Origin of the sequence: Mycobacterium sp. (genome assembly GCF_032159765.1) — a bacterium.
In the GTDB taxonomy this organism is placed as follows: Bacteria; Actinomycetota; Actinomycetes; order Mycobacteriales; family Mycobacteriaceae; genus Mycobacterium.
Genome location: NZ_JAVHWM010000205.1, coordinates 47962 through 60407, shown reverse-complemented (window position 1 = coordinate 60407; position 12446 = coordinate 47962). Strand labels below are relative to the sequence as shown.

The following is a 12446-nucleotide window of genomic DNA, read 5'->3' as shown; positions in this document are numbered from 1 at the left end:
GAGGCCAGGGCCCGACGGGGAATTGGTACAAGTGGTCGACTTCGACCCGGTGCGCAAGCATTGGTTTGCCCCAGTCAATCTCAACGACCCATTCATCCTTGCGCAGGACGGGCTGCGGCCCAACGAGAACGATCCTCGCACGCATCAACAGATTGTTTACGCGGTCACGATGAGCGTGGTCGAGCGGTTCGAGCGATACCTCGGCCGCCGGTTCCGGTGGCGAGGCAAAGACAGGCTGCGCCTGGTTCCCCACGCTTTCGAGGGCCGCAACGCGTTCTTCGATCCGACGCGGCGGGCGGTGCTGTTCGGCTATTACCGCGCCAATGAGAAAGACCCCGGCGCGAATCTGCCAGGCCAGATGATCTTCACATGCCTGTCGTCGGACATCATCGCGCATGAGGTCACCCACGCCATCGTGCATCGGCTGCGTAGACGCTTCTCCCAGGCCACCAACCCTGATGTGTTCGCCTGGCATGAGGCCTTCGCCGATTTGATCGCGCTCTTCCAGCATTTCGCGCACCGCGATGTCGTGCTGGATGCCGTGACGACTGCACGAGGGGAACTCCAAAAAGGGGGTGCTCTGTTCGACCTGGCCCTTGAATTCGGTCAATCCTCGGGACGCGGAGCGGCACTGCGCTCGGCAATCAAGCCCTGTGAGCCACGCACGCCCGAGCGATTCCGGAATGCCACGGAGGCCCATGAGCGTGGAAGCTGCTTTGTAGCTGCCGTGTTCGATGCGTATGTCGACCATTTCAATGCGTCGGTCGCCGATCTGCTCCGAATTGCAACCAGCGGAACCGGTGTGCTTCCGCCGGGCCGGTTGCATCCGGACCTCGTGGGCCGAGTAGCCACCTCAGCAACCGCCACCGCGGATGCCTTTCTTGGCATGGTGGTTCGCGCTATCGACTACCTTCCTCCCGTCGACGTGAGATTCGGCGATGTCGTTCGAGCCATCGTCACTGCGGATCGCGAGCTCTATCCAGATGATCCGCTCGGATACCGGAGAGAGCTCGTCGAAGCTCTGCGCCGACGGGGAATCTACCCGGAGTCGGTTTCCGCGCTTACCGACAACGCACTCGTCTGGCCCGCCCCGCCTCAGGGTCTCATGCTTACCGACGGCAACCCGCGGGTTCCGCTGGAGGAGCTGATACTTGACGCGGCAATGAAACTCGATGTCGCAGGCGATCTCGTCGATGTGCAGGAACTGATGGGAGAACGAAGGGATGAACCAAAGGTCCCCGACGACGCTCCGACCGATTCGCCGGTCCAACTCTATCGACCGTTGGTTGAATGGGCCGGAAACCATGCGTACCAACTCGGTTTTCAGCCACCCGACGACACCTGCCCGATCGCGCTGGAGGGTGTGCATGTCGCGTTCCGGCAGGCCGATGACCGGCAACCTCGGCCCGAGTTCGTGATCCAGTTCACCCAGCGGCGAAAGGATCTCGAGTTGGAATATCAGCCGGATCCAGAAATCGCCGAAGACGACCGCATTCCATTGCGCGCCGGCACCACGCTGATTACGCGGATCAACGGTCACGTCGAATACATCATCGCCAAACCGTTGAAGCTGAGGGAGCCTTACCCAGCTGAAGCCGAGGAGTACCACCAGGCCGGCACGAAGCGCTACGACGACATGACGGGGTGGTTCGAGGAGCTGGATCTCGCCGACCCGCTGAGCGTGTGGCGCGACGACGCACCTGCGGTCAAGCGGCTCGACTTCGCCAGCCTGCATGGCGCCATGGATGTGGAGATGTGATGGCTACCAAGACGACCGTCGAAATCCGGATGTATCACGTTGGTTTCGGAGACGCGTTCCGCATCACGGTCAAGCGGGGCGACGACGTATGGCGGATGCTGGTCGACTGCGGTGTGCACGGATCCAGTGTGGGTGCCGACATCGCAAAGTCGGTGAGGGACATCATCGACGACCTCAAGCGCGACAGTCGAGATGGCACACCACATCTCGACGTTGTGGTCGCAACGCATCACCACCAGGATCACGTCGTCGGGTTTGCCGAAGATGGTTGGGACGACGTCCAAGTCGACGAAGTGTGGCTGCCGTACGTGGAAAACCCGAAGGATCCCGACACTGAGAAGCTCGGCAACCACGCATTCGCCGCAGCAAGACTCGAGGCGATGATCAATGCGCGGCTGGCGAAACCCGGCTTGAGTGCCGACGCCACTGCCATGCTGAACATGGCAAAGGCGTTTGCCGTCAATTCCGGTGCGAAGGAACAGATTGAGAAGGCAATGGATCGGCTGGGAAGCGTCAAAGGCCGTCATTTCGCGACTCCACTGAAACCGCGCTTCCTTCCGGCCACCAACGAGGACAAGAACACCATTGATATCGGGCGGCTGGATATCGTCGCCCATATTCTGGGCCCGTCCCGCGACCCGGACATGCTCAAGAAGATGAATCCCCCAAAGAGTGTCCACTGGTTGAACCTCGACGAGATCGACGCTGACCCTATCGATGACGATCGCCCGCTCTTCGCCACTAAGTACATCGTCGACCGCAGCACAGTCTCGTCCGAAATGATGGGCGCGAAGAACTCGATGAGACTCGCCAACCTTACTGACGAAATGGGAATCCTTGCGGCAGCGTCGCTTCTGGAAAGCGCGACGAACAACACCAGCCTGTTTTTCGTCTTACAGGTCGGCGAGATGCACTTCCTCTTCCCCGGTGATGCCCAGCACGGCGCGTGGGAACACGTGCGCACCAACCCTCAATCGATGGCATTGATCGAGAACGTCGACTTCTACAAGGTTGGCCACCACGGCTCACACAACGCGACGCCGAAGCCGTTCGTTTTCGACGAGTGGTTGACGACCGGCGACGCGATGGTGCCGTGGGGCTCGGTCACGAGCTTCGACGACACCATCCCGGAGAAAAAGCTGCTGCGCAAGCTTACCGATAAGAAGCATCGAGTGATCTTGCCCGGAGATGTGCGCCCGGGTGATGGAACGGCGAAGCTGCTCCAGAAGCCGAACTGGACGCAGCTGACATTCACGGTGCCGTGAGCGTGATGGGCCGGGTTAATACAGCCCGATCCACGCTTCGCGGCGTCGGCGGTCAGGATCGTCGACGATGAGGTCACGGGCGGATCTGATGACGCGCGTGGCGCGGCGCGCAACCTCGTACGCGGGCCAATCCTGAGCTGGTCGGGCGGTCGCGAAGTCCAGCCAGGCCCTCTGCATGCGGCGGCCGACCGCGGGTCTCACCCGCCGGCCGAGCGGGTGGAGCAGGCGGCCCAGATAAGAGCCGTAGGTGTGGTGGATATGGACGATCTCGCTGCCGTGGGTGGCACCCAGGCGCAGCGCTCGCAAGCTGAGGCCGGCGTGGTCGAACCGGTAGGCATGTGTAGGCGCGAGCGCGCTGTACGCGTCGGTGAATGCCCATGTCGGTGCCCCGAACATGATGTCGGATCCCACTGTGATCGCGGTGCGGCCTCGCGGATAGCGGGGATAGGCGCCGAGCACGCGATCACGGGACTCCGGCGCCACGCGCTCGAAGTACTTTTCGACGAGCGCCTCAGTGGTCGGAATCATCGGCGGTCGCGCCCACGCGAACATCGATGCTTCCCGGCTGTTCACACCGACGATCAGCGGCATACGCGTGATCGCACCGGAGCGGGCGGCGTCGGTCGGATGCTGCGGCAGCAGGTCGACCCCGTACGTCAACCCATATGCGAGCGTCGGGCTGGTGGCCGCGCTGCGACCCTGCACCTGGCCTGCTGCGTGCCGTAACTGCCTATGCGGCAAGCTCTTGATGTCGGCCACACTGACGCCGAGTTCGCGGACAAACTCGTCGGCGCGCCGGGCGCGTACGTCGCGGTCAGCGATCAAGGGCAAGGCCGGGCTTTGCGCGATCGCTCGGCCGAACAACCCCTCGGCGGCGGGACTGGCAAGCAACGCGAGCACCGACGTCGCGCCTGCCGACTCCCCGAAAACGGTCACCCGCGCAGGGTCGCCCCCGAACGCGGCGACGTTATTGCGCACCCACTCCAACGCCGCAATTTGATCGCGTAGCGCGAGGTTGTCGTCGAAGCCCGGGCCGAGGCTCGACAGTTCGAAGCCGCCGAACACCCCGATGCGGTACGTGACGTTCACAACGACCACTTGCCCGTTGGCAGCCAGCCGCGCGCCGTTGTAGAGCTGGAAATTCCCCGCTCCGAACACGAACGCGCCGCCGGGTATCCACACCATCACCGGCAGTGAGGCCGCGGTGTCCGGCGACCACACGGTCAGCGTCAGGCACGCTTCACTGCGCACCTTCGGATCGTCGCGGCCGCCGCCGACAAAGGTCTTGCCCTGCATCGGGATCGGGCCGTGCTCGACGGCGTCACGTACGCCGGTCCACGGCAGCAACGGCGCGGGCGCCAGGAACCGCCGCTCGTCGACCGGCTGCTCGGCGTAGGGCACACCACGCCAGACATTGACATCGAGCTCGGTCGTGCCCCGCAGATCGCCGCAGGGCGCACGCGCGACGATCCCGCGCGGCTCATCCAGAAGATCTGGTCTTCGCGCAAGCGGCTCATCCCAAACCTCTGGTCTTCGCGCAAGCGGCTCATCCGTCGCCACACCCGAATCGTAGTGTGCGAAGCTGGTCCTGACGGTTAAGACGCGAGGCGATGGAGCGATGCAATGACCTTCAACGAGGGCATTCAGATCGACACGAGCACGACCTCGAGCAGCGGCGGAGGCCGAGGCATCGCTATCGGCGGCGGCGTCGGGGGTCTACTAATCCTGGTTGTCGCGTTGCTGTTGGGCGTCGACCCGAGCACGGTCGCACCGCCTCAAACGCAAGCCGGGTCGGACCAGGGCGGTTTCGACACGAGCCAGTGCAAGACCGCCGACGATGCGAACAAGATCCTGGGATGCAAGATCATCGCGACCGGGAACTCGGTGGACGCGGTCTGGGCCGAGCTCCTCGGCCCCAACTACACCCGCCCGCAGATACGGCTCTTCTCGAACCAGGTCAACACCGCGTGCGGAGCGGCGACCACCGCGGTCGGCCCGTTCTACTGTCCCGCAGATCAGACGGCGTACTTCGATACCGGTTTCTTCGATGTGCTGGTGCAGCAATTCGGTTCCAGCGGAGGCCCATTGGCGCAGGAGTACGTGGTGGCCCATGAGTTCGGCCATCACGTGCAGAACCTGCTCGGCGATATCGGTAAGTCCCAGCAGGGCGCGCAAGGTGCAACGGGGGGCAGCGTGCGCACAGAGTTGCAGGCCGACTGCTACGCCGGCGTCTGGGCGCACTACGCGTCGACGGTCAAGCAGCAGAGCACCGGTGTCCCTTTCCTGAAACCGTTGACGGACCAGGACATTGCCGATGCGCTGTCAGCTGCGTCATCCGTGGGTGACGACCGCATCCAGAAGGAGACCAGCGGACGCGTGAACCCGGAATCGTGGACCCACGGGTCATCAGAACAACGCCAGCACTGGTTCAAGGTCGGTTCCGACACCGGCGACTACAAGCAGTGCGACACCTACCACGCGCCGAATCTTTAAGGCGCTCGCCTAGAAGAGAGTTGGCTGAACAGGCGCCGCGGGCGTGGCAGGCGCCCGCACTTCGGTGAAATCTCGTTTGTCTCCGGACAATCCGTGCTTGGCGATCAGCGGCGCCGCGCGCCGGCTCAGCATCTCGCGGTAGTCGGCAGGGAGGTATGCGCCGCGCCGGTACAGCTCGCGGTAGCGGCCGACGAGTTCCGGATGCGACCGCGCAAGCCAGCTCATGAACCAGCCGCGGGTGGAGCCGCGCAAGTGCAGGCCGAACAGCGTGACGGAAGAACCTCCCGCGCATGCGATCTGGCCGAGGAGCGCGTCTATGTGCTCCGCCGAGTCGCTGAGGTACGGCAATACCGGCGCGACCATCACGTGGCATGCGAAGCCGGCCTCGCGTATCGCGGTGATCAACGCCAGTCGGGCCTGGGGAGACGGTGTGCCGGGTTCGACGTCACGGTGCAAATCGGGGTCGCCCACCGCCAGCGATATGGCGATGCTGACCGGCACCGCTTCGGAGGCGGCCCGCAGCAGCCGCAAGTCACGTCGCAGCAATGTGCCCTTGGTGAGAATCGAGAACGGTGTGCCGGAATCGGCCAGGGCGCCAATGATTCCCGGCATGAGCTCATATCGACCCTCGGCGCGTTGATACGGATCGGTGTTGGTGCCCAGAGCAATGGTTTCTCGACGCCATGATGGTCGATGAAGCTCACGGCGCAACACCTCAGCGACGTTGGTCTTGACGACGATCTCGGTGTCGAAGTCCCGGCCCGGATCGAAGTCGAGGTACTCATGGGTGGGACGCGCGAAGCAGTAACGGCAGGCGTGCGAACAGCCGCGGTACCCGTTGACCGTGTACCTGAACGGCAGCATGGCCGCTTCGGGAATCTTGTTCACGGCCGACTTGCACAGCACCTCGTGGAACGTGATCCCGTCGAACTCGGGGGTGCGGACGCTGCGCACGAACCCGACGCGCTGCAAGCCCGGCAGCGCTCCGTCGTCGACGTTGATGCCTTGCGCGTCCCATCGCACAAGTCTATTCGAACGCCCGTTCGAATGATTGTCAAGTAGCCGACCGGATGATCGCTACCAGGGCTTGAGTGCGCAGGTTGCGGCCGTGTCGCCGCTCTGATCGGCAGCCACGCCGCCGTCGACGGTGATCACGCAATGCGGATTCGGCGTCCCGTTGTAGCGCGCGGCACCGCCGGCCATGACATAGGCCCAGCTCGTGTCAGTCAGCGTCGTCGGGAAGATCCATGGCGCGTCCGGGCCGACGGAGATCCGCTCGTTGCGCAGATACGCACTCGGGTTCGCGTCGAAGGCGTTCTTGCTCGGCGGACTTGCGAACACGTAGTTGACGCTGAGCGTGGCCTCCTGGCCAGACGTGATCGTGTAGGTCACCTGGTGTCCGGCCGGGTCGGCGTCGGCGATGGCATCGGTTGACATCAGGCCCGCGGCAGCCAGCAACGCTGCGCCGAGCCGGGTAGCTGCTCTGTGCACGTTGGTCACATCGCCGAACGCTACCGGATCGTTACCCGCGCAGCCTCGCCAGAACCGCGTCGACAACCGACCCTGCGTCGACATCGACCTGCTCGCCCGTCGCGAGATCCTTGACCTTGACCGCCGCGTCGTCGTCTTTGATCAGCGCCAGCGAAGCGCCGGAACGGTCGGCGGCGCGCAGCATCGCCTTCAGCCCCCGGTCGCCATAGGCGACGTCCGCCCGAACGCCATCGGCACGCAGCCGTGCCGCGATCTCGGCGACGTCGAGCTTCGCGTCATCGTCTACCGGGATGCAGAACACATCGACCCGCGACGCGACGCCCGCGGTCTTCCCTTCGGCCTGAAGAGCGAGCATGGTCCTGTCGACACCGATTCCGAACCCGATGCCGGACAGGTCTTGTCCTCCCAGCTCGCGCATGAGCCCGTCGTAGCGGCCGCCGCCGCCGATAGCGGACTGGGCCCCCAGCCCGTCGTGCGCGAACTCGAACGTGGTCTTGGTGTAGTAGTCCAGCCCGCGCACCAGCCGCGGATTGATCACATACGGCACCTCGAGCCGGTCGAGGTGCGCCAGCACCGTGTCGAAGTGGCGCTTCGCTTCCTCCGACAGGTGGTCGAGCATCACCGGCGCATCGGCGAGCTGGCTGCGGACGTGTTCGCGCTTGTCGTCGAGCACTCGCAACGGGTTGATGCTCGCCCGCTGCCGCGTGTCGTCGTCGAGATCGAGGGTGAGCAGGAACTCCTGCAACAACTCCCGGTATTGCGGGCGGCAGGAGTTGTCGCCCAGCGACGTGATCTCCAGCCGGAAGTCGGTAAGGCCGAGAGAGCGGAAGCCGGCGTCGGCGATCGTGATCACCTCGGCGTCCAGCGCGGGATCGTCGACTCCGATCGCCTCGATGCCGACCTGCTGGAATTGCCGCGTGCGCCCGGCCTGTGGGCGTTCGTAGCGGAAGAACGGCCCGGCGTAGCAGAGTTTGACGGGCAGCGCGCCGCGGTCGAGGCCGTGCTGGATCGCCGCGCGGATGACCCCGGCGGTGCCTTCAGGCCGAAGCGTGATGGACCGCCCGCCCTTATCGGTGAAGGTGTACATCTCTTTGGACACGATGTCGGTGGATTCGCCGACGCCCCGGGCGAACAGCGCAGTGTCTTCGAAGATCGGCAGCTCGATCGGGGAATAGCCCGCCAGTCGCGCGCTGCGCAGCATTCCGTCGCGGACGGCGACGAACTCGCCTGATTCCGGCGGGATCAGATCGGGGACGCCCTTGGGTGCTTGGAACTCGGTCACGAAGTGAGGCCTCTGAGGAAGGGGTTGCTGCGGCGTTCTGCACCGATCGTGGTGGGTTCGCCGTGCCCAGGTAGTACCACAGTGTCGTCGTCGAGCACCAACAGTTTTTCCACGATCGACCCCAGCAGATCCCGGCCACTGCCGCCCGGCAGGTCAGTGCGTCCCACGGAGTTCAGGAAGAGCGTGTCGCCGCTGAACACGACTTCGCTCGGGCCGTCGTCGACGCGGAACACGACCGATCCCCGGGTGTGTCCAGGTGTGTGCTCGACGGTGACGGTGATGCCACCGAGTTCAATCTTGTCGCCGTCGCGGTCGAGCTCCACGACCTGCTTGGGCTCGCGGAACAACGCGCCGAACATGAGCTGGGCCACGCGCGGCCCGAAGCCGTTGATCGGGTCGGACAGCATGAACCGGTCCTCGGGGTGAATGAACGCCGGGCAGCCGTAGGTGTCGGCCACCTTCTGCGCCGACCAGATGTGGTCGATGTGCCCGTGGGTCAGGACGACGGCCGCCGGAGTCAGCGCGTGCTCGTCCAGGATCCGGCGCAGTGGAGCCATCGCGCGCTGGCCCGGGTCGACGACGATCGCGTCACACCCGTCGTCGTTGGCGACCACGTAGCAATTGCACGCCAACATCCCGGCGGGGAATCCGGTGATCAACACGACATCCAGTCTCGCAGGCACCAGCGAGGAGCGCGATAAAGCCTGCCGAGTAGGTCGCTCAGCACTGCATGGCACACTCGGTGGCCATGAGCCGCGAATCTGCCGAACCGACGAGCGAAACGGAGACGACGCCCGATAAGCCCTTGGGCGAAGAGGAGAGCACAACCGGCGACTCCGTGGGCGAAGGCGAAGAGGAGGACAGTGGGGTGCCGACGAGCAAGCAGCGGCGTGCGGCGGCGAAACGCAAATTGGAGCGCCAGCTCGAGCGGCGTGCGCAACAGGCCCGACGCAATCGGATCCTGACGATCGCCGCGCTGGTGGTAGTCGTCGCCGCGCTCGCCGGTGTGGCGGCGTGGCTGGTGTTCTTCAACAAGGACAAACCGACGTCGGCGAATTCGGCCGCGCAGAGCCCCGTCTCGTCGCTGCCCGACACTCCGCCAGGCGATGCCGGCGTGCTGCCGCCGTTCAAGCCGCCAGCCGATCTCGGCGCGAACTGCACCTATCCGGCGACGGGGTTCCCGGCCTCCAAGCAGGTCGACCCGCCACGGTCGGGCAAGGTCCCGACATCGGAGAAGCAGACCAGCGTGAGCATCACGACCAACCAGGGCCCGCTTGGTCTTCACCTCAACAACGCGCAGGCGCCGTGCACCGTCAACAGCTTTGCGAGCCTGGCCCAGAAGGGTTACTTCAACGACACCCACTGCCACCGGCTCACCACGGGTCCCAAGCTCTCCGTGCTGCAGTGCGGCGATCCCGCGGGCGACGGCAAGGGCGGCCCCGGCTACCAGTTCGCCAACGAGTACCCGACAAACCAATATGTGCCTGACGACCCGGTACTCAACAACCCGGTGATCTACCCCCGCGGAACGCTGGCGATGGCCAACACCGGCCAGCCCAGCAGCAACGGCAGCCAGTTCTTCCTCGTCTACAAAGACTCGCAGCTGCCGCCCACGTACACCGTGTTCGGGACCATCGACGAGAAAGACATGGCGACGCTGGACAAGATCGCGGCCGGCGGCACAGTGGATGGTGCGCCGGACGGCAAACCGAAGACCGACGTGACGATTACCTCGGCGCGAGTGGACTGAGCGGTGGCGTATCCACCGCCGCCCAGCCCCTACCCTCCGTCTCCGCCGTACCCGCGCCGGCCCACCAACGCGCTGGCTGTCCCGGCGCTGCTCACCGGCATCGTCTTGCCCCCGGTCGGCGTCGTGTTGGGGCACATGTCGCTGTCGCAGATCAAGCGGCGCGAAGAGGAAGGTCACGGAACTGCGCTTGCGGGAACAATTCTCGGCTATGTGTTGACGGTGACGGCGGTCGCCGTCGTCATGGTGTTCGTGTTCCGGCCGTCCGAGGCCGGCACGTCCAACTCCACGGCCTCGTCTGCGTCGTCAACTTCCACCACGTCCTCCTCGTCGTCGTCGGTGGTGCCGTCGTCGACCACGGAGCGCCCGCCCGGTGGTGTGCTGCCGCCGTTCCGGCCGCCGGCTGACTTGGGCGCGAACTGCACGTACCCGGCAAGCAGCGAGCCTGCGGCCAGGCAGGTGACTCCCCCGCGGTCAGGGCGGGTGCCCACAGATCCTGCCCAGGTCAACGCCAGCATGACGACGAACCAGGGCGCGATCGGTCTGATGCTCGACAACGCGAAAGCGCCGTGCACTGTAAACAGCTTCGCGAGCCTGGCGCAGAAGGGTTTCTACAACGACACGCACTGTCACAGGCTGACGTCCTCAGAGAGCCTTCACGTGCTGCAGTGTGGCGACCCGAAGGGCGATGGCACCGGCAGTCCGGGCTACCAGTTCGCCAACGAGTACCCGACCGACCAATACCCACCCGACGATCCAGACCTGAGTCAGCCGGTCGTGTATCCGCGCGGAACGCTGGCTATGGCCAACGCCGGACCGGGTACCAACGGCAGCCAGTTCTTCCTCGTCTGCGGGGACTCGCGGCTACCGCCGCAATACACGGTCTTCGGCACCGTCGACCAAACCGGGCTGGCGACGCTGGACAAGATCGCAGCTGCCGGCACTGCGGACGGCTCAGAAGACGGACAGCCCGCATCGGACGTCACGATCACTTCGTTAAGGCTGGACTGAACGACCAGTGCGGTCACCGGGGCGGCCGCAAGAACTTCATCGCGGCCTTCATGATCGGTTCGGGCACACGATCTTTCATCGCGAGACCTGCATCCGCGACGCGTCCGCGCGCCGGTGTGCCGCGACCGAACATCTTGTTCAGGGCGCCACCTGAGGGCTCCAGATCGAAATGCAGAGGCGGCTTCCCATCGGCAGCCCCGAGAGCGTTCGAGATGACGACGCGCTGGATCTCGCTGGTGCCTTCGAAGATGGTGTACAGCTTGGCATCTCGGTACCACTTCTCGACGGGGTGGTCGGTGATGTAACCCCACCCGCCCAACGTCTGGATCGCACGTTCGGTGGCCCTGACGGCGACCTCGCTGGCCGCCATCTTCGACATGGAGCCTTCGCCGCGCTCGAACGCAATCCCGTTGGCCGCCATCCATGACGCGCGCCACGTCAGCAGGCGCGCCGCGTCGATCTGCGTTGCCAGCTCGGCGATCGGGAACGCGATGCCCTGGTTGTCGATGATCGGTGCACCGAATGCCTCTCGCCTATTGGCATACGCGGTCATGTATTCCAGGGCGGCCCTGGCTATTCCGAGCGCCTGTGCGGCGACCATCGGCCGCGTCTGCTCAAACGTGCCAAGTGTGGCTGAGCCCGAATGCCGTCCACCCTCCATTGCCTCGCGCGCCGTCGCGAACTTGTGCTCCATCTTCTCTTTGCCGCCAAGGAGGTTTTCTGCGGGCACGCGCACGCCGTTGAACTTCAGCTCGGCAGTGTGCGACGCCCGGCAACCAAGCTTGTCGAGCTTGCGCACCAGTTCCAAACCCGGCGCGCCGCCTGGCACGACGAACAGCGCCTGGCCTTTGTGCCCTAGCTCCTGGTCCACCACCGCGTTGACCACGTGCACGTTGGCGATGCCGCCGTTTCCGATCCACATCTTGTGCCCGTCGATGATCCAGTCGTCGCCGTCGCGAGTGGCTCGCGTGCGCAGATTGCGCACATCGCTGCCGCCCTCGGGTTCGGAGATGGCAAGGGCGGCAAGCTTTAGATCCCCTGGGGTGCCGAAGCATTCGGGCGCCCACTGCAGCATCTGCTCGGGCGTTGCCGCCTGGCCGATCGCCGAGAGCGCCAGCGCCGGCATCACCAAGGCCAACCCGATGCCCGCGCAGCCCCAGAAGATTTCCTCCATGAACATCGGCAGCGACAACCCGGTCGGGTCGCCGATCAGATCGCGGTAGAACAGCGGGCTGTAGAAACCCTCCTCGGCGGCCTCTTCAAGCACCGGCCACGGAAACTCCTGACACTTGTCGTAGTGCTGGGCGACCGGCCTGACGAAGTCTTCGGCGAAGGCGTGCGCGCGCGTGGCTAGGTCATGCTGGGCCGCCGTTGGCGTCAGATCGAAGGTCACGCACC

General features: G+C 64.9%; 11 protein-coding genes. 5 read left to right on the top strand and 6 right to left on the bottom strand.

Going from position 1 to position 12446, the window contains the following annotated elements:
* On the top strand, positions 1-1759 hold a 1759-nt coding region (locus QOH60_RS26635; protein WP_526424880.1), incomplete at its 5' end, for a hypothetical protein.
* Positions 1759-3024 (top strand): ComEC/Rec2 family competence protein, encoded by a 1266-nt coding sequence (locus QOH60_RS26630; RefSeq protein ID WP_526424879.1) that lies wholly within the window; start codon positions 1759-1761, stop codon positions 3022-3024. The genes QOH60_RS26635 and QOH60_RS26630, both read left to right, overlap by 1 nt.
* Before the next feature lie 15 nt (positions 3025-3039).
* Here QOH60_RS26630 and QOH60_RS26625 read toward each other — a convergent pair whose 3' ends face one another.
* Entirely contained in the window at positions 3040-4512 is a 1473-nt protein-coding gene (locus QOH60_RS26625; protein WP_526424884.1) for a carboxylesterase/lipase family protein, read from the bottom strand.
* Between the two features lie 135 nt (positions 4513-4647).
* On the opposite strand from QOH60_RS26625, the gene ypfJ reads away from it, so the two are divergent.
* The gene (ypfJ, locus tag QOH60_RS26620; protein ID WP_526424878.1) at positions 4648-5517 is read left to right on the top strand and encodes a KPN_02809 family neutral zinc metallopeptidase; all 870 of its coding nucleotides are present in this window, start codon (positions 4648-4650) and stop codon (positions 5515-5517) included.
* 9 nt (positions 5518-5526) lie between these two features.
* Here ypfJ and QOH60_RS26615 read toward each other — a convergent pair whose 3' ends face one another.
* The 4 genes from QOH60_RS26615 to QOH60_RS26600 are packed head-to-tail and all read right to left on the bottom strand — an operon-like array spanning position 5527 to position 8952.
* On the bottom strand, positions 5527-6540 hold the full coding sequence (locus QOH60_RS26615) for an Rv2578c family radical SAM protein (protein ID WP_526424877.1): 1014 nt from the start codon (positions 6538-6540) through the stop codon (positions 5527-5529).
* Positions 6541-6594: 54 nt separating this feature from the next.
* Entirely contained in the window at positions 6595-7017 is a 423-nt protein-coding gene (locus tag QOH60_RS26610; protein WP_526424876.1) for an Rv2576c family protein, read from the bottom strand.
* A gap of 22 nt (positions 7018-7039) precedes the next feature.
* Complete coding sequence (gene hisS, locus QOH60_RS26605) at positions 7040-8290, bottom strand: histidine--tRNA ligase (protein ID WP_526424875.1); 1251 nt, start codon at positions 8288-8290, stop codon at positions 7040-7042.
* Positions 8287-8952: an MBL fold metallo-hydrolase gene (locus QOH60_RS26600; RefSeq protein ID WP_526424874.1), complete on the bottom strand. Its 666-nt coding sequence runs from the start codon at positions 8950-8952 to the stop codon at positions 8287-8289. Before QOH60_RS26600 ends, hisS begins: the two co-directional genes overlap by 4 nt.
* A 206-nt stretch (positions 8953-9158) precedes the next feature.
* On the opposite strand from QOH60_RS26600, the gene QOH60_RS26595 reads away from it, so the two are divergent.
* Both QOH60_RS26595 and QOH60_RS26590 read left to right on the top strand, forming a co-directional pair.
* Positions 9159-10040, top strand: coding sequence for a peptidylprolyl isomerase (locus tag QOH60_RS26595; protein WP_526424883.1), 882 nt, complete (start codon positions 9159-9161; stop codon positions 10038-10040).
* Positions 10041-10043: 3 nt separating this feature from the next.
* Complete coding sequence (locus QOH60_RS26590) at positions 10044-11048, top strand: peptidylprolyl isomerase (protein WP_526424873.1); 1005 nt, start codon at positions 10044-10046, stop codon at positions 11046-11048.
* Positions 11049-11061: 13 nt separating this feature from the next.
* On the opposite strand, the gene QOH60_RS26585 is transcribed toward QOH60_RS26590, so the two are convergent.
* On the bottom strand, positions 11062-12441 hold the full coding sequence (locus QOH60_RS26585) for an acyl-CoA dehydrogenase family protein (protein ID WP_526424872.1): 1380 nt from the start codon (positions 12439-12441) through the stop codon (positions 11062-11064).
* Between the last annotated feature and the right edge of the window lie 5 nt (positions 12442-12446).

Bases quoted from the DNA above. Each gene is read 5' to 3' on its own strand.
- QOH60_RS26630 (WP_526424879.1), top strand. From the start codon at position 1,759: ATGGCTACCAAGACGACCGTCGAAATCCGGATGTATCACGTTGGTTTC.
- ypfJ (WP_526424878.1), top strand. From the start codon at position 4,648: ATGACCTTCAACGAGGGCATTCAGATCGACACGAGCACGACCTCGAGC.